The 26,243-nt window shown below is 39.8% G+C and carries 24 protein-coding genes; 14 read left to right on the forward strand and 10 right to left on the reverse strand.

The features are described 5' to 3' along the window. The first annotated feature begins 12 nt into the window (after positions 1-12). The 8 genes from EHO65_RS07750 (at position 13) to EHO65_RS07785 (ending at position 8,685) form a co-directional block, all read left to right on the forward strand. Positions 13-1,140: a glycosyltransferase family 4 protein gene (locus EHO65_RS07750; protein ID WP_135773555.1), complete on the forward strand. Its 1,128-nt coding sequence runs from the start codon at positions 13-15 to the stop codon at positions 1,138-1,140. 11 nt (positions 1,141-1,151) lie between these two features. Next, on the forward strand, positions 1,152-1,757 hold the full coding sequence (locus tag EHO65_RS07755) for an LIC20162 family protein (RefSeq protein WP_135773556.1): 606 nt from the start codon (positions 1,152-1,154) through the stop codon (positions 1,755-1,757). After that, a complete protein-coding gene (locus EHO65_RS07760; RefSeq protein ID WP_135773557.1) occupies positions 1,757-3,142 on the forward strand; it encodes a hypothetical protein in 1,386 nt (461 codons plus the stop codon). The genes EHO65_RS07755 and EHO65_RS07760 overlap by 1 nt, the downstream gene beginning before the upstream one ends. A 63-nt stretch (positions 3,143-3,205) precedes the next feature. Continuing rightward, entirely contained in the window at positions 3,206-4,714 is a 1,509-nt protein-coding gene (locus EHO65_RS07765) for an MBOAT family O-acyltransferase (RefSeq protein WP_135773558.1), read from the forward strand. A gap of 7 nt (positions 4,715-4,721) precedes the next feature. After that, positions 4,722-5,882 (forward strand): SGNH/GDSL hydrolase family protein, encoded by a 1,161-nt coding sequence (locus EHO65_RS07770; protein ID WP_135773559.1) that lies wholly within the window; start codon positions 4,722-4,724, stop codon positions 5,880-5,882. A gap of 2 nt (positions 5,883-5,884) precedes the next feature. Next, positions 5,885-7,282: an MBOAT family O-acyltransferase gene (locus tag EHO65_RS07775; protein WP_135773560.1), complete on the forward strand. Its 1,398-nt coding sequence runs from the start codon at positions 5,885-5,887 to the stop codon at positions 7,280-7,282. Positions 7,283-7,285: 3 nt separating this feature from the next. Continuing rightward, a complete protein-coding gene (locus EHO65_RS07780; protein WP_135773561.1) occupies positions 7,286-8,356 on the forward strand; it encodes a DUF1574 family protein in 1,071 nt (356 codons plus the stop codon). Continuing rightward, positions 8,353-8,685 (forward strand): nucleotide pyrophosphohydrolase, encoded by a 333-nt coding sequence (locus EHO65_RS07785; RefSeq protein WP_008588869.1) that lies wholly within the window; start codon positions 8,353-8,355, stop codon positions 8,683-8,685. Before EHO65_RS07780 ends, EHO65_RS07785 begins: the two co-directional genes overlap by 4 nt. A gap of 4 nt (positions 8,686-8,689) precedes the next feature. Here the strand turns inward: EHO65_RS07785 and EHO65_RS07790 are convergent, their stop codons facing one another. Both EHO65_RS07790 and EHO65_RS07795 read right to left on the reverse strand, forming a co-directional pair. Further along, the gene (locus EHO65_RS07790; RefSeq protein ID WP_135773562.1) at positions 8,690-9,088 is read right to left on the reverse strand and encodes an ExbD/TolR family protein; all 399 of its coding nucleotides are present in this window, start codon (positions 9,086-9,088) and stop codon (positions 8,690-8,692) included. A 6-nt stretch (positions 9,089-9,094) separates the two neighbouring features. Next, the gene (locus EHO65_RS07795; RefSeq protein WP_135773563.1) at positions 9,095-9,571 is read right to left on the reverse strand and encodes a MotA/TolQ/ExbB proton channel family protein; all 477 of its coding nucleotides are present in this window, start codon (positions 9,569-9,571) and stop codon (positions 9,095-9,097) included. Positions 9,572-9,667: 96 nt separating this feature from the next. Here EHO65_RS07795 and EHO65_RS07800 point away from each other — a divergent pair, with 96 nt between their 5' ends. The 3 genes from EHO65_RS07800 to EHO65_RS07810 all read left to right on the forward strand — a co-directional run bounded on the left by EHO65_RS07800 (position 9,668) and on the right by EHO65_RS07810 (position 13,870). Beyond that, positions 9,668-10,414, forward strand: coding sequence for a ubiquinone/menaquinone biosynthesis methyltransferase (locus EHO65_RS07800; protein WP_135773564.1), 747 nt, complete (start codon positions 9,668-9,670; stop codon positions 10,412-10,414). A 58-nt stretch (positions 10,415-10,472) separates the two neighbouring features. Further along, positions 10,473-12,434: an LruC domain-containing protein gene (locus tag EHO65_RS07805; protein ID WP_135773565.1), complete on the forward strand. Its 1,962-nt coding sequence runs from the start codon at positions 10,473-10,475 to the stop codon at positions 12,432-12,434. An 83-nt stretch (positions 12,435-12,517) separates the two neighbouring features. Next, positions 12,518-13,870, forward strand: a complete 1,353-nt coding sequence (locus EHO65_RS07810) for a PrsW family glutamic-type intramembrane protease (protein WP_135773566.1) — start codon at positions 12,518-12,520, stop codon at positions 13,868-13,870. Here EHO65_RS07810 and EHO65_RS07815 read toward each other — a convergent pair. From EHO65_RS07815 to EHO65_RS07850, 8 genes are all read right to left on the reverse strand, one after another. After that, complete coding sequence (locus EHO65_RS07815; protein WP_135773567.1) at positions 13,841-14,527, reverse strand: HAD family hydrolase; 687 nt, start codon at positions 14,525-14,527, stop codon at positions 13,841-13,843. The genes EHO65_RS07810 and EHO65_RS07815 overlap by 30 nt on opposite strands. 9 nt (positions 14,528-14,536) lie before the next feature. Beyond that, positions 14,537-16,504, reverse strand: a complete 1,968-nt coding sequence (locus EHO65_RS07820; RefSeq protein ID WP_135773761.1) for a hypothetical protein — start codon at positions 16,502-16,504, stop codon at positions 14,537-14,539. A 154-nt stretch (positions 16,505-16,658) separates the two neighbouring features. Further along, complete coding sequence (locus EHO65_RS07825) at positions 16,659-17,111, reverse strand: TraR/DksA family transcriptional regulator (RefSeq protein ID WP_086445833.1); 453 nt, start codon at positions 17,109-17,111, stop codon at positions 16,659-16,661. A 12-nt stretch (positions 17,112-17,123) separates the two neighbouring features. After that, entirely contained in the window at positions 17,124-17,276 is a 153-nt protein-coding gene (gene rpmG, locus EHO65_RS07830) for a 50S ribosomal protein L33 (RefSeq protein ID WP_010514486.1), read from the reverse strand. Between the two features lie 125 nt (positions 17,277-17,401). After that, a complete protein-coding gene (locus EHO65_RS07835) occupies positions 17,402-18,367 on the reverse strand; it encodes a bile acid:sodium symporter family protein (protein WP_135773568.1) in 966 nt (321 codons plus the stop codon). A gap of 4 nt (positions 18,368-18,371) precedes the next feature. Then, positions 18,372-19,517 carry an aminotransferase class V-fold PLP-dependent enzyme gene (locus EHO65_RS07840; RefSeq protein ID WP_135773569.1) on the reverse strand — a complete coding sequence of 382 codons (1,146 nt, stop codon included), beginning with the start codon at positions 19,515-19,517 and terminating at the stop codon, positions 18,372-18,374. Positions 19,518-19,644: 127 nt separating this feature from the next. Beyond that, the gene (locus EHO65_RS07845) at positions 19,645-20,382 is read right to left on the reverse strand and encodes a ferritin-like domain-containing protein (RefSeq protein WP_135773570.1); all 738 of its coding nucleotides are present in this window, start codon (positions 20,380-20,382) and stop codon (positions 19,645-19,647) included. A gap of 66 nt (positions 20,383-20,448) precedes the next feature. After that, complete coding sequence (locus tag EHO65_RS07850) at positions 20,449-21,078, reverse strand: lysoplasmalogenase (protein WP_135773571.1); 630 nt, start codon at positions 21,076-21,078, stop codon at positions 20,449-20,451. A gap of 103 nt (positions 21,079-21,181) precedes the next feature. Here EHO65_RS07850 and EHO65_RS07855 point away from each other — a divergent pair, with 103 nt between their 5' ends. The 3 genes from EHO65_RS07855 to scpA are packed head-to-tail and all read left to right on the forward strand — an operon-like array spanning position 21,182 to position 26,237. Beyond that, positions 21,182-22,174 (forward strand): TerC/Alx family metal homeostasis membrane protein, encoded by a 993-nt coding sequence (locus tag EHO65_RS07855; RefSeq protein WP_135773572.1) that lies wholly within the window; start codon positions 21,182-21,184, stop codon positions 22,172-22,174. Positions 22,175-22,185: 11 nt separating this feature from the next. Further along, positions 22,186-24,063, forward strand: a complete 1,878-nt coding sequence (locus EHO65_RS07860; protein ID WP_135773573.1) for a methylmalonyl-CoA mutase family protein — start codon at positions 22,186-22,188, stop codon at positions 24,061-24,063. Next, complete coding sequence (scpA, locus tag EHO65_RS07865; protein ID WP_135773574.1) at positions 24,060-26,237, forward strand: methylmalonyl-CoA mutase; 2,178 nt, start codon at positions 24,060-24,062, stop codon at positions 26,235-26,237. The genes EHO65_RS07860 and scpA overlap by 4 nt, the downstream gene beginning before the upstream one ends. Positions 26,238-26,243 lie beyond the last annotated feature (6 nt).

Below are 26,243 nucleotides of genomic sequence, written 5' to 3' on the forward strand. Positions count from 1 at the left end.
TTTAGAATACTTATGCTAAAAAAGGAAAATTTAAAATACAAACCAAGAGTCGCAGTAGATGCAAGACCCTTGTCTTATGGTATTACCGGGAATTCCAGATACCTTGCAGAGGTTTTAGAAAGACTTTTGCGTCCAGATTCTCCTTTAGAATATTATCTTTATTCGAATAAACCGATCCATCCAGTATTCAATCATCTGATAGGACTTACGCCCACTTTTATTCCGAGTAAACTTCCGGGAGTTTTGTGGCTGAATTTTACTATACCTTCTTGGGTAAAAAAGCATAGGATAGATCTGTTTTGGGGAACCTTACAATTGCTCCCTGCATTTGGTTTGAAAATTCCTACTTTAGTAAATTACCATGATCTAAATTTCAAATCCGCACCTGAAACGATGACTACTGCAAATTATTGGCAGCATAAGATCATGTCTCCGATCACTTTAAAGAAGGCAGATAAAGTTCTTTGCCTTTCCCAAAATACCAAAAATGATATTCTAAATTTTTTACCCGAGTTAGAGCCTAAATTAGAAGTAGTTTATCCAGGGGTCCAAGGTTTTGGCTCCGTATCCCCTCCCGAAAAAACCCTTCCTAAAAATTTTCTATTTTCTGTAGGGACATTAGAACCTAGGAAAAATTTAAACACTCTTGTAGAAGCTTATCTTTCTTTAAAAAAAGAAGAACCGAACTTCCCCTATCCTCTTGTTTTAGCAGGAAGACTTGGTTGGAAATCGGAAGGCCTAACCTCTCTTTTAAAAGAAGGAGGTTTGGAGAAGGACGGAGTTTATTTTATAGAAAATCCGAATGACTCAATATTAGGTTGGCTTTATAAAAATTGCTCTTATTTTGTTTTCCCTTCTTTACATGAAGGTTTTGGTCTTCCATTACTAGAAGCGATCAGAGAAAACAAACCTTGTATCGTTTCGGATATTCCTGTCTTTCATGAAGTTCTGGATGAATTTACGGATTCTTTCGTTTCTCCTAAGAATTTAGAGGCATGGAAAAACGCACTTTCCTTGACCGGTAAAAAAGGGATCTATGGCAGAAAGCCGAGTAGAAACGATTGGTCTTGGGATTCGACTGCAAAGAAGGTCGAAAACTCTCTCGTAGAACTTTGGAAATCAAGAAAGAAAAACTCCTAGGCCCTCAAAGTATGAAAAAATCCGATATATCCAAATCCGTATGGTGGAATTGGGAGAACTCCGAACCGGAAATCAGATCTTCCAAGATCAAAAAAAGTAAATTAAGGATCAATTATATACCTCCTTTCCTTGCGATTTTGGTTTACGGACTTTTCTTATTGTATTTATTTCCTTTGAGAACCTTAGTCTCTACTTGGATTTTCAAATTTGTAGAGTTACTCCAGATCACCAAGGTATTAAAACTTTCCCTATTAACTGACAAAAGACTGTATGATTATACGGCGCTTTTTGTGATCTCTTATATCGCGTTCGCTTTCTTTTTAGATCTAGTCCGATTCCTAAGAAAGAATCTATTCCAAACTTTTGTTACTGAAGAAAATAGACTCGCAGTCACCAAATGGGGCTTCTTAGGAAAAGAAACAATTCGTTGGAATCCAGACCAAACCGGTTTACAGATCCATCATAAATCCGGATGGTTCCGTTCTCTGTTAGGTTTCGAAAAATTATCCTTTAGAATTCATCTTTCGGAAACTGAAAATTCAATACTTGCAGAATCTCCTTATTTCTTCTCCAAAAGTAATCAGGATTTTTTATATTCCGTTTTTAGATCCGTTTAATGTTTAAACGTTCTCTCGAAAGTCTGGAGTTCCTTAAAAAGGCAGAGAATATATTTCGTTCTCCTTCTATTTGGGCGGGCTTTTTATTCCTGGTATGTTTTACAGGAATTTTATTTTTATTCGATCTTAGATTTTTATCCAGACATTACGATTGGGATTCGATCGTTTACACTCATAATATAGTTACCAATAAATATTGGAAAGTATTCTTCAATCCTCACCATATCGGTTTCGAAAGCACGGGATTATTATACTTAAAGTTTTGGTATTGGTTTCATGGGCCTGACTCTGCAATGTTTGGTCTCAGACTTAGAGTTTTAGCAGTAGCATCCTTCTTCATTTTTATACTTATGTTCTCTTACTGGAGATTATATAAGGATATGATCGGTGCTGTTCTTTTGGGATTAGCAGTTCATTGTTCCCAAGGCTTTTGGTTTTATGCCCAGCATAATGATACTCCGCTCATTCATTCCTGTTTTACTGCTGCATTATTTTTACTTTGTGTTTGGAATTCTAAGAACGGTTGGTCTCCCGGAAAACTATATATTGCGGGGTTTTTGCAAGTTTGGAATGTTTATTATCACCAATCGGATACCATTTTCCTAACATTCGTTCCGGCTTCCGTTCTTCTTGCGAATAAATGGAGAGGAAGAAGTTTCGAATATTCTTATAAACTAAAACTAATCTTCGTATATTTATTCTCCGTAATTCTCATTCTCACGCTTTCATATTTGTATGTTGGATTTATTCTATTAGAAAGAAATTTAACTGCACCGGTAGAAAGTGAGAAAAACTTTGCTAACTGGCTATTTTTATACGCTTCTCAAGAAAAATGGGGAGCAGCTCCGGGGCCTAAAAATTATATCATGAATTTTTATAGAGGGATTGGAGATGCTTTCTTGAATTTTGAAGGAGTTAAGAATGGACTAAGGATCAATACAAACGATCTTAAATCTCTCAAAAGTTTCCCTTATAATCTAAATCTAGGCTTCTGGATTGGGATCTTATTTTTAGCATTCTTAAATTGGATACGTCTTTGGAAGTCCTATAAAACAGAACTCATTCTTTTATTCTTCTGGCTTATTCCTTCCTTTATATTTTACACTTGGTGGGAAGGTTATTTTTTCGAGTTCTGGGTCTCTTCTGTGATCGGACTTTTAATTTTCGCTGCCTTAGTATTTCGTTCCTTAGAATTTGAGAACTTCAGATTTGGGATCAGATCTATCTCTCATATCATTTTCTCCTCTTATGTGAGCTTACTTTTTCTAGTCAATTTCACTTATTCCACGCTTCCTAGATCAGAAAGATCTCATAAAAGTTTTATAGAGGGAATTGAAGATAAGTATGAATATATCACTCCTGAACCAGTATATCGAAACGAATAAATAAGTGCTTGTGAGTTTCCCTCAGTCCAAAAAACTGCACAGGAGTCGAGGACAAACGAACGAATGCTGTTCAATTCAGCCCATTTTCTCGTATTTTTGCCGATCGTTTTGATCCTAGCAAAAATCCTAAAAGGTACATACCAAAGGGCTTTCCTTCTTCTTGCCAGTCTCTATTTTTATAACGCTTGGCATCCTGCTTCTATAGCATGTAACGATATCAGAACCTCTACTTGGTACGAGAACTGGATCGATCTATCCTTCTGTAATTTTAATATTAACTTATATATCATCATTCTGATCGTTTCCATGATCGTGGACTATGTAGCGGGAAGATTGATGAGTGGCGAAGGAGTTTCTGAAAAATTCAGAAGACTCTGCTTAGTAGCTTCCTTGATTACGAATCTTGGGATCTTAGCTTATTTCAAATATACAAATTTCCTTTTGGAAGTTTTTGCAGATCTATTCAATCAGATCTCCACCGGTGCACCTCTTAAGATAGAACATTTAAAGATCATTCTTCCTGTTGGTATTTCATTTTATACATTCCAGTCCATGAGTTATACTATCGATGTATTCCGCAGGAACTTGGAGGCTCGCAAGTCCTTCTTAGACTTTGCATTGTATGTTTCCTTCTTCCCTCAATTGGTCGCGGGACCAATCGTTCGTGCCCACACTTTTTTCAGGGATTTAGATGATACTCCTAAAGTTACGGCAGAAGATGTTCAGATCGCTTTTGCACAGATCTTAATGGGATTCACTAGAAAGATCGTATTTGCGGATAACTTAGCGAAAGTTGTAGACTTTACATTCAATAATTATAAAATTCTAAACCCTGCCGAGATCTGGGTAGGAGCAATGGCTTTCGGTTGGCAGATCTATTTCGACTTTGCGGGATATACTGATATCGCAATCGGAACTGCGAGACTTTTCGGGTATAAATTTGATCCTAACTTCAATTTTCCGATGGTTGCCAGAAATATCGCGGATCACTGGTCCCGTTGGCATATTTCCTTCTCTACTTGGATCAGAGACTATATTTATATTCCTCTAGGCGGTTCTCGAGTTGGAGTATTAAAAGGATACAGAAACCTTTTTATTACTTGGTTATTCGCGGGAATCTGGCACGGAGCAGCTTACCACTTCGTTGGGTGGGGACTTTGGCAAGGTGTCATGTTAGGTATTCATAGAGAATATTCTAAAACCAAAATTGCTGCCTGGCTGAATGAAAAAGGAGGTTTAAGCTACGATATCGGAGCTCGAATCTTTACTATGTTCTGTCTTTCCTTTGGATTCATTTTATTTCGCGCAAAAACAATGAAGGCTGCTTGGGCAATGATGAAGTCTCTCGTATTCGTAGTGCCAGGCGGAATCTATTCGGTTAAAACATTCGTAAATTACGATTATGGAATATTACTCGTGATCTGTTTCATTCTTTCTTATTATTTCTCCCGAAACCCGATAGAAACAATCGTGGAAAACAAGAAAAAGTTCGGGGTATTCGTTACAGCGAATCTATTTATCATTCTGTTCTTCGGAGCAGGAGGCCAAAACTTCCTGTATTTCGATTTCTAAGGCAAATATGAATCCGTATATCAGTTTGATCCGTCAGAGAAGTTTTTGGATACCAATTTTAGTATTGGCTTTATTCGATCTGTGCCTACAAACAGGAGTTTATAGGCCTTATCTTAAAAAGGGGTCCTTTGCGGCGAACGTTATCCGAAACACTGATTATGTTTTAGAAAAGAAAGCAGAATTCGAACCTACGATACTTCTTCTTGGGACCTCAGTCGCTCACCAAGGACTTTCTCTCAAAACTTTAAATGAAACTCTGGAACCTTATGGAGAAAAGATCCAATCCATCGCAATGGAAGGGACCGAGTTAGTAGTACAGGACTCACTTGTACGTAACCTTCTTCCTAAATTCCCTAAAGTACATACCGTTCTACATATACTCGAGATCTCTACTCCTTGGGTGGATCAAGAAGATCTACAAATCCATACTCTAGCAATGCTCGGAGAGTTGGATAGAAGAGTGGCATTTCCTCTAATTTACGAATTCAATTATAATGTGCGTTATGATGATCTTGGATTTTTAGCGTTTAAGAGTATCGCATATAGAAGAGACATCCGCGACTTCATACTAGATCCTTCCAAACGTTTAAAAGATATTAGTAGAAGGAAAAAAGAAGCTAAACTCACTCCTTGGCCTCATGAGAATACGAACCTGCCTAGTATCAGTATGTTCCCGGAAGTAAAAGATATCAAATCCTGTTTGAAGATCACTAATCCTGGAAATGGTATCGCTGCTCCTGAAGGTTCCGACCAATTCCATAAAAAAGCAATCTGGGACACCTGCGGTTTAGGGGAAAGAACTCCTGTAAAAGTAGAAAGGACCAAACAGGTAAATAACTACTTCCATAGGTTAAAAATTTTGCATAATGATATTCGCCAGGTCGGTTCAAAGAATGGGCAGAATATCAAGATCATTGGAGTGATCGCACCTTATAGTGAAATTATTAGAAATTGGAGAAGCCCCGACAGAAATCGTATCTGGGTAGAAGAGATTCAAAAGATTGATCCAACCACTGTTCTACTTGATTACCAAGCTAGCCTAGATGGGGAGAATAATGGGGATTATTATTACGATCTAATCCATTTGAATAAAGCCGGTATGGAAAAATTCTCTGCGATATTCACTGCTGACTTACCTTCCATTCTAGGATTAACTCGGAAAAAATAAAGATGATCTTTACCTCGACTTTATTTTTCGTATTCTTCCTGATCGTTTATATTCTGTACTGGTCTTGGGATAGCCGTAAGTATAGAGAATGGATCTTATTAATTGCATCCTTAGTATTTTACGCATCTTGGAATCCGCCTTTTCTTTTACATTTATTAGGGATCGTATTCTTAAATTATCTTTTTCTTAAGCCGATCGCTAGGACAAAAAGCAAAAAGTTACTTACTATCATCGTCTTGATAGACCTGATTAATTTAGGAATATTCAAATATTTCTATTTCGTATCCGACAATCTTTTCTACGTCACAAACTTATCTCTGTTCAACACGAGCACATTCTCTTTTAGGATCATCCTTCCTTTAGCGATCAGCTTTTATACATTCCAAGTAATGGCGTTCGTGATAGATGTATATCGAGGAAAAGTAGAAGAGCTTCCGAACTTCTTCCATTTCACTTTATTCTTATTATTCTTTCCTCAATTGGTCGCAGGACCTATTATGAGGGCGAAAGATTTTTTCCCAAGACTGGAACATTTAAGAATCCATAAAACTGCGATCTTTACGGGATTATTCCTGATAGGACTCGGAGCATGTAAGAAAATCCTAATTGCAGACAATTTAGGCAGTTTGATCGATCCTGTATTTTTAAGACCGAGAGAATACGGAAGCGGATCTTTACTTTTAGCAACAATAGGATTCACATGGCAGGTGTATTCAGACTTCTCCGGATACACTGATGTAGCCAAAGGTTGCGCTTTATTATTTGGATTTAATATTCCAAGAAACTTCAACGCCCCATTCTTCAGTAAGAATATACATGAACTTTGGAGAAAATGGCATATCACCTTGGGCACTTGGCTTAAAGATTATATCTATATTCCTTTGGGAGGAAGTAGAGGCTCGGAAGCCAGAACCAATATCAACCAAACAATCACATTCGCTTTGGGCGGTTTATGGCATGGTGCCAACTGGACTTTCTTAGCCTGGGGACTCTCTCATGGACTGTTCTTGTTTGTGGAAAGAACCTTCGAAAGAAAGGGGATCAAGATACTGCCAGAAGTCGGAAAGTTTTTCACGGGAATACGGATCTTTTGGACCTATTCTCTATTTACTCTTGCAGGAGTATTCTTCCGAACTATTAATATAAGTGATTCTTTTTACTTTTTCGAAAGTTGGTTCTATCATATACGCCCAGAACAAGCCAATATACTTTCTTTCAATTTAGTAATTCCTTATATTATCGGTGGAATTATTTTCCATGCGGCAGAAGCGCCTAAACATTACCCACTTTGGTTCCAAAGAAATAGGACCAAACTTTTACTTGCCTTCCTTTTGATCGGAGCCTTGATCTTTGGAAATTACGCGGGCAAGGGACAAGACTTTATTTACTTTGCATTTTAGATTATGAAAAGAATTCCTTTGTTATATCGCAAAATTCTTTGGATCCCTATCGGGATAGCCGCCCTACTTCTCGTATGGGACAGGATACTTTCTTCCGAGAAGGTCAGACCTTATACAGAAACAGGTGCAGAATATTATTTTTATAATATGAAGGATAAGGTTCTTTCTGCCATGAAGAAAGAAACCGATTCCAAAAAAGAAGACCAAAAGGTCCTCACTTTTTTCGGAACTTCTCATATGGGAGAATTCTCGCTAGTAGAGTTTGAAAAAGAAAGTCCGGGCTTGATTGTATATAATCTTTCTGGACCTTCTGCTCCTTATTCTTTCCATAATTTTACTTTGGAAAAACTACTATCTAGAAAAATCCCTTTAGATTACGCGATTTTAGAATATTATCCTGATTCCGGGACGGATTTCGCAAACAGATATCCATTACGTTATTCTTATGATTTCCCATTCTTCTTAAGATATTGGAATATATTTTCTACAAATGAATGGGATAGTTTTTTAAAAGCGAAAGTGTTCCACACTTCTGTATTTCCTCCCAGATTCAAAGAAGCATTTTCTAGGATCAATAATCCTTTGGAAGTCATGCAGCTTATGTATGTTCGTGATATTTTGATCAACGAATCGGACAAGTTTAAAGGTGGAATTCCAAATGGACTTCTGGCGAATACTCCGGAAGATAAACTAGGTTCTGAGTCAGACAGAATTTTTAATGAATCTTATAAGAACTTCAAAAGTTCCAAAGTACAGGAATACTTCCTTAGGAATTTCCTGAAAACCGCAAGAGAGAATCATATTAAAGTAGTCTTATGGACTCCTTTATTATATTCCACATTCTCCGAAAAAGTAAGATCCGCACCATTCTTCCAAGAATGGATAGATTTACGTAACAAACTCATCCAAGAATATCCGGAAACTTTGGTATTAGATATGGAAGAATATCGTTCAAGAATGAAATGCCAAAAGTTTATCGATCCTCACCATCTTAGCGGTGGATGTTATGCGGAACCGACTAGATTTTTAGTGGAATTTTTGCAGGAAAAGGGAAATCTTCCTAAAGTAAGATGAACTTCGACGAAGCCCAAAAGACGGTAGATGATTGGATCAAAACCATCGGGGTTAAATATTTTTCAGAACTTACAAACCTAGCAATCTTAATGGAAGAAGTAGGAGAATTCTCCCGCTTAGTCGCAAGAAAATACGGAGACCAATCTTTCAAAAAGGGAGAAGATCCGGAAGGTTTATCCAAGGAGCTAGGAGATATACTTTTTGTTCTGACCTGTTTGGCAAACCAAATGGGGATTTCAATGGAAGAAGCTTTTAAAGCCACCTTGGAAAAGAACACTACCAGAGACAAGGATCGTCATAAGAACAATCCCAAGTTAAAAGATCTTTAATATATTATTTTTGGCCTTGGACAGCAAGTTCAAGGGAAGAAGCTCCACTTCTACTTAACAAATCCAATACTTTTACGATATCTTCGTAGTTTGCCGTTTTATCTGCGAAAAATCTGACTTCTTTTTCTTTTACAAGCCCTTGTTTTAATTTTTCTTCCAGGCCTGCTTTTTGGACTTTTTGATCTCCTATTCTATAGGAACCGTCCGGCAAAAGTGCAAATTCCACCCTCTCACCTTTTGGATCTTCTCCTTGACCTACTTTAGGAAGTTCTAATGGAATGGACCGGATCTCTTTTCGGAAGCTGACCGCCAACATTACGAAGACTAGAAGTATAAAGACTACGTCTATAAAACTTGTCAGGTCTATTCCCTGATCTTCTTCCTTTAAAATCGACTTTCTCATTTGTATTTATCTAGGAGGGATTTTTAACCAGGACAATGCTTCTCTTTCCAGATCTAATAATCTATGTTTTAGGAATTGGAATCCGAATAAGGAAGGGATTGCCACAAACAAACCTAGAATTGTTGTTACGAGTGCAAGTTTGATCCCGCCTGCAAATGCATCTAAACTAACGGTTCCTGCTGCTTGTAAAGAAGAGAATGCTTCGGAGATCCCAAGCACGGTTCCTAAAAGTCCGAGCATTGTCGAAATTCCTGCGAGATGTTTCATCCAGGAAAGTTTGGTTTCAATGGGAAATAATACTTCTGAAAGTTTTTCCTCCCAGATCGAAGAATTGTTTTCGGTTAAGAAGGTTTGTTTTAAGGATTCTTTTCTTTTTGGAAGAATGCTCCATACATGGATAAAGGTTCCGAGATTCCAAACGGAAAGAAGGATGATCAGGCCGGAAACCCAATCCAATCCTTGTAGAAAGCCTAGGTCTTTCATCGTTTCTCCAAAATACGGGAACTTCTACTTTCTGTCACCCGAACAAAAATCCAAATCCCTCTTGCGCCCTAGAGATTCGCCAAAATCCTAAGGGAAATGGCCTCTTTTCAAATGCCTTCTTCAGATACGAAGGCGGATTTCGTTCGAGTAAATTTCAACAGGATCGCTTCCAAGTACGATCGTTTCAACGATTGTAGTAGCTTCTTCTTACATAGATCTTGGAAGAATAGACTAGTAGAAGAGATTGAAACTGAAACCAAGGGGCCAATCCGAGTTTTAGATCTATGCTGCGGGACTGGAGATATCTCCGTTCGTCTGGAACGGTCCCAGAGAGTGGAATCCTTACTGAGTCTGGACTTCTCCGAAAACATGTTAGAAGTCGCAAAGACAAGGTTAGAAAAACCGATCAACCAAGGCAGAGTAAAAATAGAATGGGGAGATGCCACCAATCTTTCTCAAATCAAAACTGAAAGCCTAGATGCGGTCAGCATTGGATTCGGTTTAAGAAATGTGAACGATCTAGATAGGGCGTTATCAGAAATTTATAGAGTCCTCAAACCTGGTGGTGTATTCGCGAATCTTGACGTAGGAAAGGTTAAAAATCCTTTTATAAAAGCATTCGCTGATTTTTATTTTTTCAGGATCGTTCCTCTTTTCGGTTATATACTCTGGGGAGGCAAAAACGAAATGTTCGATTACCTACCGGTTTCTTCTCTTTACTATCCGGGCCAAGAAGGTTTAAAATCCAAATTAGAACAAACAGGCTTTGAGAAAGTCAGATATACCAATTTCGTATTCGGGAATAGTGTTCTTCATATAGGAAAAAAACCTAATAGACCGTAGTACCAAACCTTTTCCCCCCGTCTCCTAAGGTAAAGAGATTAGAGTGGGGTTACCCTTCATGAAAAAGTTCCTAGCCTTGGCAATAATTGCCGGGTTCGTTTATAACTGTGGCCATAAGAAAAACGGCCTATTACTACCGTTTTTTTTCCTAGGTAGCCAGCACACTGCAACCGGAGGAGTTCCGGGAAACAGCGGTAGCCCCGGAGTAGTATTTGTTCCAGGAGATGGTTCCGGAAATCCAGTAACCCCTCCTGCAGATAATACAAATAATAGCGGTGGTTCCACTACTACCCCATCTGATTCTAATTCGAATCCATCAGATTCTTCTAATACATCCGGATCTTCTTCCGGAAGTGCAGGAAGTTCTAATGATTCCAATTCAGGAAATTCCGGGTCTAGTTCTTCTCCTTCCGATACTGCAAATAATAACAGTGGCTCTTCTAATGGAAGTAGCAATTCCGGATCTTCCGATTCAGGTTCAAGTTCTTCTTCTAACTCAGGAGATAATACTTCTTCCAATTCGGGATCTTCTTCTGATTCCGGAAACAATACCGCGTCCAGTGGTAATTCCAATTCTAATAATTCTTCTAGCGGTTCTTCAAGTTCCTCTGGGGATTCAACTGCATCCAACGGGTCCTCTAATAGTGGAAACTCGGGATCTTCTTCTAATAACACAAGTACTGATTCCAATTCAGGAAGTGGTTCCAATAGTGGATCTGGAGATTCTTCCGGAACTCCTACAGTGGTTGTAGTTGTGGTAGAAGATCCGAAAGGAGAACCTACTTTTAACTATAATACTACGATCAATATTCCGTTAAACCTTACCGTATTGGATAAGAAATCCAATGTGGTTTCTGGAGCTACTGTTCTAGTATATGATGAGAATAATAACATACTATTCCAAGGTGTTTCCGATTCTTCCGGTAAAGTAACTGGAACATTAACCGTTCCAACTTCCGTGGGAAATATCACTATCGATATCTCGATCGGTGGAGAATCTATTACTCAATATATCAGCTTAGATTCAGTTCTTGGTATTAACAGAACAATCCGATATGAGATCAATCTTCCAAGCACTCAAATTGTAGATACCGATGGAGACGGAGTTCCTGACGATACCGACATTTATCCGAACGATGCTACTCGTTCTACAGAGGTCTCTTACCCTGCTGAGGGAGTATTCACTGTAGCTTACGAAGATCTTTATCCTTCTGCCGGTGATGCAGATTTAAACGATTATGTAATCCAATTCAAAAATAAAGAGGATCTAAACTCAGCTGGAAAGATCGTAAGACTGAAAGGAACCTACCAACACGTAGCAAAGGGTGCCGGTTACAGACACCAATTGTTTATCAAATTACCTGTGGATGTAGGCGCTTCAGTAACTTATAAACTGACACAAGCAGATGGAAAAGTAGAAGTTGCAACGAACACTGTAAATGTAACTGCTGCGAATCTAAAATCAGGTTACCAAATCTTCGATGATTCCAACAAAACGATTCGAGGACAGAATGTTCACCCTGGTGATGTATTCAAGGCTGGATTTATTGCAACGGTAGAGATCGTATTCAACGCTCCTGTAGAAAGAGCTAAACTGGGATCCTTCCCTTACGATCTATATGCATATGTGATCAACACAAAACAAGAGATCCATTTCCCTGGATTGTATAAGAATAATAATGGAACAGATAAGTATCTGGACAGCACTGGATTCCCTTGGGCGATCTTAGTTCCGGGAGCTTGGAAGTATCCGTATGAGAAATACGATATCAGAAAAGCTTCTGAGTCCGGATATTCAGAATTCAATCTCTGGGTGTCTTCCGGTGGAAAAGAATACAAAACTTGGTACTATGATGTGACAAATGAGTCCAAGGTGTTCCCTGTTCCAACCGATAGTAACCTACTCGGTTACCTATTTCTCTCCGTGAAAAAATTTGCGATCTTCTATGCGATGGGATTAGTCATCGCAGGTGGAATTGCAGTTTATTTCTTGAGAAAAAAACAAAGTTTAGTCGTGTAGAACACAAAACCCCGCTTAACAAATATTGCGGATTGAAAGGCGTCGCTTAAAATTGTCGAGCGACGCCTTTTTTATTAAAGCGAATGGAAAACTGGATCAATTTAGGCAAACCAATCTCTGCGATTATCGCCGCCTGGTTTTATTGGGACTTTTACCGTAAGACCTACTACTCCGGACAAGGAAGTACATTCACAACATTTGCGTTCTTTTATGGAATGATCGCAACTGGGATCGCTCTTGCTTGGGAAGTAGGAGTATTCGATCTATTCGAAAATTACACAACATTCTCCAAGGCAATGCTTATAGGAGCCATTCCGGAAGAAACCTCCAAGGCAATCCTAATCTTTATATTCTTAAAACAGGTAAAAAATTCGACAAACCTTGCGGATGGATTGTATTTCGGTCTAACCTTGGGCGCTTCTTTCGGTTGTATAGAGAACGTATTTTATTCTTTCAAATTGGATTTTTGGCAAGGTTTGCTTCGATCCGGAACTTCTTTACCTTTGCATACCTTCTCAGGAGGTATATTAGGATTTTTTATTTTAAAATTCCTGCAATCTAGAAAGGGGAATCTTTCCGGATTAGATCTGATCTCTGCATTCTCCTTTTTAGTGATTTTACACGGATTTTATAATTTCTTACTGATACAGGGAGGACTGGGTACAGTTTATATCCCTCTAATACTAGGACTTTCTTTTTTAACTTTAGAATTACTCGTGGTTCAAGCAGAAGTAACTCTTCCATTCGAGTTACTACAGGCAGAAGATCTGTATGTGGATGATTATTCTATGATCCGCAAATTTTCCAGATACGATTCCTGGTTAAGGGCAGCCCAATCCAAAGAAAGTATAAAAGAAATTCCTTTATTAAGAGATCTTTCCACGATTCGATCGTTTATCTCGGTTTTACTTTTTGGGGTTCCTATCTTCTGTCTGAACTTTTATCTATTCGTTCCGGAATGGATACCGTACTATTTAGCAAATATTAGCTCATTAGAATTTATCACATTATTCATGGAATATCCCGCTTGGCTTGGATTTTTATTCCTACTTAGAGGTATGATTAACCCTTCTTTCTTCCGAGAAAGAATTTTAAAGATCCCATTATTCCTTTCTGTGAACCTAGGCCCACAAGGGGATGAAGAGCCTAGCCTTGCCTATTCACTTTCCAGAAAAGGTTTTTACTCTCCTGTGATCCGAGAGCCAGAACTAAATAAAGAAACAACAGTTTCCTTTTATATTGCGGGAAAAAATTTCGAGAAGATTCCCGTAATCCCGGTTTGGAAAAATTTTAGACCGGAAGATCCAAATCATGAAAGCGGTGCGCTGTATAGATTCCCCAAGATCCCATGGGGACTTCTAGCCTGGAGATGGTTTATCAGGGTAAAACAACAATATCGAAATACATTAGATGCGTTTTCCGGGATAAAAACTTAAAACTGCAGAAAGGACAGAAAGATAATCCGAATAATCCCGAAATACATGTTGAATTTTCTGCTCCTTCCATTTCGAAAGAAGTTCGTGATCTTCCGTAATACCTATAAAGTCGAGACCTAAGTTTCGAGCAGTCTTGGAGTCCCATATTCCGTCACCGAAACAAATTGTTTTGGAAAATTGTTTAGAATATTTCTTATTAGATTCTTCTATCGCAAACTGAACAATGGATTCCCTCTCATAAAAGGAAGAGGCAGTTGCAAGAGGAGCATCTAACGGGAGATCACAATCTTTTAATTTTAAGAATGCAGGTCCGTAAAAAGATCCGGTTGCATAAGCAAAAGGGATCCCTTCCGATCTTAGTTTTTCTAAAAAAACTCTCGCTCCTGAAATTTCCGAAATTCTGTTTTGAAATTTCTCTTTTATATTTCGGGCTAACTCTTCTTCGAATTTTTTAGAGATCTCTTCGGTCCAATCGTCTCTGAAAGAAGTATAAATCTCTTTGAATATATTCGAATCCGTATGATGTTTATATTCTTTCACTTCCGGACTTAAGCCCGGAAGTCCGAAAGAAATCAGAACTTCATGAAAAGACTTTCTGTGTAGGGTGACAGTGTCGGTTAAGGTTCCATCTATATCAAATACAACCAAGACCGACATTCTATAATTCTAACGAATCCGATTCAGACCGTCAAAATCATCTGTTCCGATATAGAACTCGGACGGCCCTGCTTGGTACCAAGAAATCCTCATCACCTTCGCTGTTAATGTTTTGGCTCCCGCAGGAACTCCTAACCCTACTTGGTTCACTGTAGTAGTCAAAGGTGTACTTCTGGATTGTAATTCCACGCCATTCTGATCGGAAAAGATCCAACGGATATAAACCGGCTTTCCAGCCTTAGGAGCTTCTTCCAAGGCGATACGTAAGCTGATATTTCCTTTATCACCCAGGTTCCAAGAAGTTCCGGAACGGAAGATATGATATCTTCCTCCGGCCTTCTCTTGGAATTTTGCCTTTGCGGAAAGTTGATAAGTTTTTCTTTCTTCGTATCTGAATTCTGGCCCTTGCAATTGAGAAGATTGCCGGATGAACGCTTTTGCCGTTAATCCTAAACCGAATAACAAACAAACCAGATTGAATGCAGGAATCATCCACCATTTAGGCAGAGTCCGGGTAGAAGGTCCGGAAGCGCTTAAAAGCCATATTAAAAGAAAACCTAATATACCTGCGCCACTTGTCCAAGGCTCATAGAAAGTAACGGGAAAGAATAGAAGAGGTAAAAACCAATAAGAAGTTCTGGTAAAAGATTCTAAACCCACCCAGACAAAGAACAAAAGGAAGAATAAGATCCCACCTTCTGAAAGTAAGAACACCCAAGAAGTTAATGCAAAGTCTTGAGTCCCATTCTGAGGATAAGCACCTCTTGGTCCGGACTCGATCCAATGCAGCGCAAACCCACCAAATCCCTGCCCAAATACTGGAGCTTCTTTGAACCAATTCCAGGCGGATAATGTCTGGACCCAGCCATCCTTCCAGAAAATTTCCAACATTTTGGAAAGTGTTTTGCCTTTCGTCCATGCGTTAGACGCATCTTCTCTGATCAATTGCCAAGGAGTGAAGGCCCAGTCCATTCCACCTACAAAATAGACTCCTACTAATACGGATATAGTCCCAAGCACAACGAATGGAATAAAAGAATATTTCCAGATCGGATTTCTGAATCCCCGTTGGTAACTAAGTCCAATCACTAAAGCAGTTTGGAAAATAATCAGAAGCCAATAACCGGAGCTTTGGTATTTCCCTGCAAGTCCAAGTGCAATAAACACAGCAATGCTTAATAGAACTCTAGAAGAGATCCTCCAGTTTCTGCTATGGATCTGGTAAAAGAAAAACCCGAATAAGATCGGCATTCCTATTCCAAAAGAAGAAGCGTCCGGAAAGAATGCAGAGACTCCGAATGTTTCCGCATTTCCCGCGGTAAATGGAAAATCAGTAGAAGGAGCAAGTCCTTGCATAGCACCCAAAATTAAATTCGCAGTGAAACCTGCAGTGATCCCCGTTCTCCAATGTTTTCCAGGAGCATCAGTATCATGAGAACTTGTTTCTTCTGCGAAGAAATATAAGAATGCGGATAACCAAGAACCTATACTATCTAAGCTCAATGCAAACGCATACTTAGAAGAAATCCCGGAAGAATATTCGGTATCCTGCAAGATCCAGGATGTCAAAGGATCCGTTCCGAAATAAGCAAGTAGTCTATCTAAAAGCAAAAATACCGCTAAGATCAGAAATGCTGTCCTAGGATTTTTAGTGAACTCAAGAGAATTCTTATAAGGACGGTTTATATAAAAATATCTTAATACAGGATCGTCATCATTTGCAGGATGCCCGTAAAACGTGGAGATATATTGTCTTAGGAAAATCCCAAAAATCGCCCCGGCAAATAGAGCGGATAAATATAAATACCCACCTTCCCCATAGAGCAATAATCCAGGAGAAAGTAACGCGAATGCTGCAGTGAACATTCTGCCTGACTTTCTATGATGAAGATTGGGAAGTAATCCAGCAAGGAATTGGATCCATACAATTCCAAGGTTCCCATCCGGATCTCTTACTACAAGTGTCCAACGCAGCAACAGGTAGGACAAGATCACTGTTAAGATCAGTGTAAGAAAGGTAGGAGTTTTAAGAGGCCTCAATCGGGCGAAAAGATTTGGCACGAATTGGAAATGCTCGCCGAAAACGAGTAGATTTCAATCCAAAAAAATAGGTCGAATGAAGCGCGGGGAATTAATCGTCCAGAGAATCTGGATCGGATGGAATTTTATAGGTCCCAGTCAATGTAGCCGAAAGTGGACCTTTTTTGCCGGAGGCCTTGTGTTTAGATACAGCCTCGGCGTATTCTACAGTGTAACGAGTCCAAGGAATTGCCTTTAGTCTGGCTAAAGGAATTTTTTTGCCAGTTCCTTCGCAAATGCCATAGGAACCGTCCTCAATTTTCTCGAGAGCCACGTCGATTTCTCGGATGGTCTCGATCTCTGACTCGGTCAAAACGGAACTCAACATCTCTTCGTTGATTTCCGAAGCGATATCTGCGATATCTCCCATTTCTTTCAGGCCGGAAGGTTTGCTATTATCTTCCCACTTCGCATACTTCTCCAATAGAGAGTTTTTTCTCTCTAAAAGAAGGTCCGATATTTCACTCAGGACCTTTTTGTCGTATGCAGCTTTTTTAGTCACCATCTGGATTTAGGATTATACCTTGGATTCCTTATGTTCGACGTGGGCACGGCAAAATTTACAGAATTTTTTCGTTACCAATTTCTCGGATTTCGCCTTTTTGTTCTTGGTTTGGAAGTAAGAATTTTTCTTACAAACTTGGCAAGAAAGCTTAATGATCTCTCTCATGACGGATGATACTCTTAGCTAAGATTGGTCTGAACAGGAATTTGCCGAGTTTAGACCAAAATAATGGCCGCTCAGTTTACACTATTCGGACTGATTATGCTATAAAAAAAAAGAACAGCCAAAAATCAAGGAAGATCGGCCGAAATTAGCGATTTTTCCCTTTCTTCCTGGGGAATGGACCTTCTCCAGATCCCCGCCAGAACACTTCCAATCAAAGAATGCACAAAACTGGAAATTGCAGCAGGAATCGCCACTAAAGGGTCTGAAAAATTATTCCGAGAGAGAACCGCTCCTAATCCGCTGTTTTGCATCCCCACTTCTATGGAAACTGTACGAGCTACTACAAAAGATTTGGTCCCAAAATATGCTGCCCAATACCCGAAAAAATATCCGGAGATATGGAGCAAAAATACGGAAGAAATTAAATGAAGTCCGGAACTGATCACTGCTTCTTTTCCGGAACCTATGATCGAGGCAACAATCAATGTAATCAGTATAACTGCGATCAATGGAGAAACGATCTTCACCTTCTCCGCAAATCTAGGAGTATAACGATTTAATAAAATTCCTAGGATCACAGGAAGAATGACTACTTGAACCGTATCAAAAAAAAGACCGGAAGCATTTGCACCCACGCTATTCCCCACTAAAAATAAAGTGAGAAGTGGGGTCATGATCACAGATAGAACAGTGGAGATCGCAGTCATTGTAACTGACAGCGCCAGATCACCTCTTGCTAAAAAAGAAACCACATTAGAAGCAACTCCTCCGGGGCAACAGGAAACTACTATAATGCCGACCGCTAAAGGAGCAGGAAGTTGGAAGAAGTTTCCCAAAAACCAGCCAGTTAATGGCATTATCGTATATTGACCGATCACACCGATTAAGATCGGCTTAGGCGCTTTAAATACTCTTGTAAAATCTTCCGTTCTTAGGCTGATCCCCATTCCGAGCATTGTCAGTCCTAAACTATAAGTGATCCAAGGTCCCTTAAATCCGTGAAGAACTGATGGAAAAAACCAACTGAATGTCACACCACAGATGACCCATAGTGGAAATAATAAAGCTGCCTTTTCAAAAAGAGGAGCCAAGTTCTTATCTCGAGACTAGATCCACTACCCTGTCCAATTGTTCCTTGGCCAGATAAATATGGGGAGAAAAACGAACCCTTCCTAAACGAAGTGCACACATGACTCCATTCTTTTTGAGATTGGAAACTACATTCTCCATGGAGAGTCCTTCTTTTTCTGCGACCACGATCCCGGTTTTAAAATCTGGGAAATGATCAGATGCAAGTTTCCAACCTGCATCCCTCAGTTTATCAGAAAGATAATCTGCGAGTTCATAGATCCTTTCCATAGAATTATGGAAACCTATTTTATGAAGCATTTCTAATGTGGATTGGAAATACACCCAATCTATAAAATTCACTGTAGAAATTTCGTAACGATCCGTGCCTTTTAACTCTTCTCTATAAGGTAAATAGACTTCGTCGTTTACTACGGAGCCTGTGCCCTTGAACGGGAAATTCAGGCCTTCTAACTTTTCTTTAGCAATATATAGAACTCCAAGCCCTAAAGGCCCGAGTAACCATTTCCAAGCCGGGAAAGCCATATAAGAAATTCCCATTTCTCTAGGTTTTACAGGAAGAAGTCCCACTCCTTGGGCACCATCCAGTACAAACTCAATCCCTTTTTCGGCCAAAAAACTTCCGATCTCTTCTAATGGGAAAGGCATTCCTGTGCACCAATGTACAGCAGAAAGACTCACTACTTTTACATCAGGCGTAATAGAAGATTTTAAGTTTTCTAGAAATCCTTCCGGAGTTTCTGCCATTGGAACAAAAGAAATAGACACTCCTTTTTCTTTCCAATGCTCCCAAGGATAAATATTAGAAGGATATTCGTTTTCCAAAAGAAGGATTCGATCTCCCGCTTTGAGTTTGAGACCAAGAGAGATGAATCCGATCCCTTCGTTTGTATGATGGATTAAAGAAAGTTCTTCAGCTTCTACCCCTAATAATTCCGCAAGAATGGTGCGGATCGCTTTTTTAACGGTTGGATATTTACGTACTTCTGTGCTACCACCTCTGGCAGCGTAACCTTGCAGGTATTCATTGACCGCGTGTAAGGTGTCCGTGTTTGCAGGAGTGGTCCCGCAATTGTTTAACCAGATCATTTCCCGGTTTACCGGGTACAAATGTTGTAGTTTGGTCCAGTCCGGACTAGGATTCGTTTTCATCTCGAGGCCAGATTGGATCTATCCTTAGGAGGGAAAACTTCTTTTTTAAGAACTTCTTTCAAAAGGTTTAAACTCTTAGGCCTGCAAAGCAAAACCGGGAATCGTATGTTTCCCGGTTTTCTAGTTCTTACTTTTTCTTTTTGGCTGCCTTTTTCTTAGGAGCTGCTTTTTTGGGGGCAGGTTTTTTCTTAGCTGCTACTTTTGCTTTTTTAGGTGCAGCCTTCTTCACTACTTTTTTAGCCGCGGCTTTTTTGACAGGTTTAGAAGGTTTTAATCCTTTAGAACTTTTACTGCTCGGTTTAGAATTTCCTACTGCCTTTGCTACTTCTTCAGCTTGTTCGTCCCAGAAGTATGCGCCTCCTGCAGAACGAGTCTGATCGAATGTATTTAATTCAGCTTCGAGCAAAGACTGGTAATTATGGCTATAATCCATGAGCTTAGAAAACAATAGTTTAATATTCGAATCTTCGAATTTAGTGGTAAGCTTTTCGTAGAATGCTACTGAATTCTCTGCTTCTCTGATTGCGAGCTCCAATGCCTCGTGAGCGTCCTTAGAACCGGAACCGGTGATAGTTCGTTCCACCTTATTCATGATCTTCTGGATGGTGGTTTGGTGGAATTTATGGATGGCGGCCAATTGTTTTAAGTTAGGAAGTTCAGCTCCTTCTGCCACTCTGTAAATCTCTTGGATGAATTTAATATGTTCATCCACTTCCTCAGCGAGTTTTTCGAATAATTCCCTAGTTCTTCCCGGAGGAAGTTTTTCGTACGTATCCATGTAAAATTCGAAGTAGTCCTTCTCATGCTGGATCGCAGCTGCAACAGCTTCCAAAAATGTAGTTTCTTTTAAAGGTTTAATACTCATTCTGCATACTCCGGTCGCGACAATTCTAGAGGATTTTCAAGTTGGTTCAATAATATTTTTTCTATTTTATTCCTCTTCCTCTTGAGAAAGATAGATTAAAAATTGAGCTAAATAGTACGTCGACATCACCCAAACTCCATGGAACGGAAGTTTATTCGGAGTGAATTGTCCGAGTGCGATGGTAGAATCGGAAATGATAAAACTGATCGCTCCTAAAATTCCAAGCCATCTGTCTCTGGAAGAAACTTCTCTAGCTGCGGATCTCCAACCCATCACACAAATTGCGGAAACGTAAACCGCGACTGGAATGGTCAACGCAGGAGCAATCCCGGGAAGAAGCCAATAAAAATAAGAAGCACCAAAAATAACGTAAGGGATTAATCTTAAGAAATGTACTGGATTTCCCCAAGAAAAGCTAACGGAATACGCTACCTGAGCAATTAAGAAACTGCCCAAACCGAAAACAAAATATTTGTCCGGGAAAGCTAGGATTGTATCTCCCCCGAGTGAAAATACGAGACCAATCCCGAGCCAAATTCCTGCACGGGTTTTCCATCTTCCCTCGCCCACACTTAACGCGATTAAATATAGAATTGGAATAATTTTGGAAATCAAACGAACTAGAAATATGTCCGAGCCTAAAAATAGAACTCCCAAATGAACAAGGGCCAGAATCGGGAATATAATATAAATCATTAAGAGCTCCTAATCTCTAAACACCCGGTGATTTGGGATTGTCTTCCAGACCAAACCGAGGAACCTGTCTTTCAAAGGCCCAAATAGGGCCTCGGAAGCTGCGATGATCTCGTTTAGCCAAAAAGATTCTACACTTTTTCTTATTTTTTCCGTTGTAGTAGGCCTTTTGATTTATTTGGACCTATTCGTAATGAATAAAAGAGCCCATAAACTCTCTCTCAGAGAGTCGGGATACTGGACTTTGTTCTGGGTAACTCTTGCTTTCAGTTTTTCTCTTTTAGTTTATATCTTTCACGAAGATCCGACTAACCCAGGTCTCGCAAAACAAAAGACCCTGGAATTTTTAGCGGGATACCTTCTGGAATATTCTCTTTCCGTGGATAACCTTTTTGTGTTCATCATGATCTTTGCAAAGTTCAGGATACAGTCCCAGTACCAACCCATGATCTTAAAATGGGGGATCATAGGCGCATTGATCTTTAGAGCAGCGATGATCTTCTCTGGCGCAGAACTAGTCTCCAGATTTGAATGGATACTTTATATCTTCGGATTCTTACTACTCTACTCCGCTTGGAAAATGTTCTTCCACGATGAAGAAGAGGACTTCGATCCGGAGGAAATGAAACTTCTGAAGTACGCTCGTAAAATTCTTCCAATGTCCAAAACATTCCATCCGGAAAAGTTTTTGGTAAAAGAACATGGAAAGACTCTTTTTACTTCTACATTCTTAATCCTGATCGTTGTGGAATTTAGCGATATTCTTTTCGCGATCGATTCTATTCCTGCGATATTCTCCATTACACAAGATAGTTTTATTATCTATACTTCTAACGTATTCGCGATCCTAGGACTCAGATCTTTATTCTTCCTTTTGGGAGGAGTAATGGAACTGTTTGTACACCTAAAAAAAGGTGTTTCACTTCTACTTGCTTTCGTAGGAGTAAAACTTCTTCTTCCTGCATTTTCCGGATATGTTTTTGGAAGAGTGATCCATGTTTCTATCGAGATCTCCTTGGTGGTGATTGTAGGAACTCTAACACTTTCCATACTCGCTTCTATTCCTCATTATCTTAAAACGAAAAAAGAAGGAGCCTGACGGCAAATCGAATGGCATCAGAAAAACTTTTCTCCGAATTTCCACCGGTTTCTACCGAAGAATGGACGAACCTGATCCAGAAGGATTTAAAGGGCGCGGACTTCGAAAAAAAACTGGTCTGGGAAACCCAAGAAGGATTTAAGATCCAGCCGTTTTATAGAAAAGAAAATCTAAAAGGAAAGGAATGGCTCCTTTCCAATCTTCCCGGAAAATTTCCTTATCTTAGATCTACCCGCAAACTTACAAACGATTGGAGTATCAGACAGGACATCGATACTCCTGATCTAAAAACCGCAAAAGAATTAGCAGTAGAAGCAATCTCCAATGGAGTTTCTGCTCTGGGACTCGTGCTCGCAGATGTCGGTTCAGGCAGAAAAGGGATCCAAATCAAAAATGAAAAGGATCTTGCTTTCTTATTGGAAGGCTTACCTCTTAACGAGATCACTCTTCATTTTGTAGCAGAAGAGAAATCTCCTGAACTTTATTCCTGGCTTCCTAAAAACCAAACTCTTGTGGGGGGACTCGGTTACGATCCTTACAGAATTCTTGCAAGACAAGGTCATTCGGGCGGTCACGGCCCGGAAACTTTAAAACCGATCTTAACCGAACTTGCAAGTAAATGGAAAAATTTCAGAGCACTGACAGTTCATTCTTCTACATTTAGAGATAGCGGCTCTACAATTGTCCAAGAGCTCGCTTATACTTTGGCGCTCGGTTCCGAATACTTGTATCGTTTAGGAGAATTAGGTGTTTCTCCAGAAGTAGTTAACTCTCAGACAATCTTCCAATTTACGATCGGTCCTGATTATTTCTTAGAGATAGCAAAGTTCAGAGCAGCAAGAACCTTATGGGCGGAGATATTTTCTTCTTATTCTTCCGATAAGGGAGAGGCTTCTCTTCCGTTTATAGAAGCGGAAACTGCAAGGTATAATTATGGGATCTACGATCTTCATAATAATATTTTAAGAGGAACCACTGAGGCAATTTCTGCTGCGATCGGCGGCGCCGAGGTAATCAATGTTCTCCCATTCGATCATCTATTACAACCTGCGGATTCTTTCTCTCTTAGGATCGCAAGAAACGTTCAGCTGCTTCTAAAACATGAATCTTATTTAGATAAGGTTGCTGATCCTTCTTCGGGTTCCTATTATATAGAAACGATTACCGATCAGATCACTGAGCAAGCTTGGAAATTGTTTACTGAAGTGGAGAAGGATGGAGGATTCTTAGAATGCCTAAAATCCGGTAAGATCCAATCTTCAATTTTGGAATCCAGAAAGAAGAAGGAAGAAAACTACTCTACTCGTAAAGAGATCTTCCTTGGAACCAATCAATATCCGAATTCTAAAGATAAGATCCAAAACAAAGATCTAAATAAAAATATCAAGTCTCCTTCTCTCTCTTCTACTCCTAACGAACTCAAAGTGACTGCACTTCCTGAGTTTTTTGCGGGAGATGCAATCGAAGAGATCCGTATGAAAACGGAAAACTACGAAACCAAAAACAAAACTTCCGTTAAAGTACTCCTTCTTCCTTTAGGAGACTTAAAAATGAAAAAGGCAAGAGCGATCTTCTCTTTAAACTTCTTAGGATGTGCTGGATTTAACGTAATCGACCCGGGAAGTTATGAAACTTCCGAAGAAGCGATTGCAGGTATCCAGAAAGAAAATCCTCAGATGATAGTCTTCTGTAGTTCCGACGAAGAAGTAACATCTTATGTAAAGGATATTCTTCCTAAATTAAAATCCAAACCGCTTGCTTATGTAGCCGGTTATCCAAAAGAAATTCTTCCCGAACTGGAATCCGCAGGTGTGAACGGATTCCTTCATGTTCGATCCAATCTATTAGAAACACTTTCCGATCTTCAAAAAAGGCTGGGAATCCAATGAAAAGACCTACATTCTCCCCTAACAGAACTCCAGCAACAGGAGATACTAAATTCGAATCCTGGTCCAAAGAGGCCTTGGACGAATTAGGACTTTCTAAATTAGAAGAAACGATTTGGAATACTCCTGAAAAAGTCCCTGTTAAGCCGGTATACGTTCCTAAAGACGTAGAATCTTTGGAACACTTAGATTATGCCGCAGGAATTCCTCCTTTTTTAAGAGGACCCTACTCTACAATGTATGTCCAACAACCTTGGACAATCCGTCAGTACGCAGGATTTTCCACCGCTGAAGAATCCAACGCATTCTATCGCAGAAACTTAGCAGCAGGACAAAAAGGTCTTTCTGTTGCATTCGACTTAGCGACTCACAGAGGATACGACTCAGATCATGAAAGAGTTTTAGGTGACGTAGGAAAAGCTGGAGTTGCGATCGATTCGGTTCTGGACATGAAGATACTCTTCGATCAGATCCCTTTAGATCAGATGTCAGTTTCCATGACAATGAATGGAGCTGTAATTCCAACACTCGCTTTTTATATCGTAGCTGCGGAAGAACAGGGAGTAAAACCGGAACAACTTTCAGGCACTATCCAAAATGATATCTTAAAAGAGTTCATGGTACGAAATACCTATATTTATCCTCCTGAACCTTCCATGAGGATTATTGCGGATATTTTTAAATATACCACTGACTTCATGCCTAAGTTCAACTCCATCTCCATCTCAGGCTACCATATGCAGGAAGCAGGAGCAACTGCGGATATAGAACTCGCTTATACTTTGGCGGATGGGTTGGAATATCTACGCACAGGTATCAAGGCTGGAATGGATGTGGATAGTTTTGCTCCTCGTCTTTCCTTCTTCTGGGCAATCGGTATGAACCATTTTATGGAAATTGCTAAGATGAGAGCGGGAAGACTTCTCTGGGCAAAACTTGTAAAAACTTTTAATCCTAAAAATAGCAAGTCTCTCGCACTTAGAACTCATTGCCAAACTTCCGGTTGGAGTTTAACAGAACAGGATCCATTCAATAACGTAGGAAGAACTTGTATTGAGGCTCTCGCTGCTGCGCTCGGTCACACTCAGTCTTTGCATACAAACGCGCTCGACGAAGCGATCGCACTTCCTACCGACTTCTCCGCAAGGATCGCAAGAAACACTCAGATCTATTTACAAGAAGAAACGAATATCCACAGAGTTGTGGATCCTTGGGGTGGTTCCTTCTATATCGAATCTTTAACTTCTCAACTCGCAGAAAGAGCTTGGGAGCTTATCCAAGAAGTGGAAAAACTAGGCGGTATTGCAAAAGCTATCGAGACCGGAATTCCTAAAATGAGGATAGAAGAAGCCGCTGCACGTAAGCAGGCAAGGATCGACTCCGGTAGAGATGTAATTGTGGGTATTAATCGTTATCGCCCTTCTAAAGAAAATCCTTTGGATATTCTGGATATCGATAATACTGCGGTGAGAGAATCTCAGATCCGTAAACTAAATGAACTCAAAAAAAACCGAGACAATGCCGCAGTGAGTGCAGCATTAGAAGCAATTACTGAATGTGCTAAAACAGGGAATGGAAACCTGCTTGCACTTGCTGTAGATGCAGCTAGAAAAAGGGCAACTCTTGGCGAGATCTCTTTCGCTATGGAGAAAATTTTCGGCAGATATAAATCCGTCACTCATATGATCAAAGGAGTGTACTCGGAGGAAATCATGGATGATCCGGATTTCAAAAAGGCAAAAGAACTCTCCGCAAAATTCGCAAAGTTAGAAGGAAGACAGCCTAGGATCATGGTCGCTAAGATGGGACAGGATGGACATGATAGAGGTGCAAAAGTAATCTCAACAAGCTTTGCAGATATGGGATTCGACGTCGATATAGGCCCTCTATTCCAAACTCCTGGAGAAGCAGCAAAACAAGCCATCGAGAACGACGTGCATGTCCTAGGAGTTTCAAGCCTCGCAGCAGGTCATAAAACCTTAGTTCCTCAGGTGATCCAAGAACTCAAAAAACTAGGAAGAGAAGATATCCTAGTCATCGCAGGTGGAGTAATTCCTCAGCAAGATTATGATTTCTTGTATAAGTCTGGAGTGAACGGCATTTTCGGACCTGGAACTAAGATCTCCAAAGCAGGCGCAGAAATCCTAGAACTTCTGATCAAGAGTGTAGAAGGTTAAGCTTAC

It is taken from the genome of Leptospira andrefontaineae, assembly GCF_004770105.1.
Lineage (GTDB): Bacteria > Spirochaetota > Leptospiria > Leptospirales > Leptospiraceae > Leptospira_B > Leptospira_B andrefontaineae.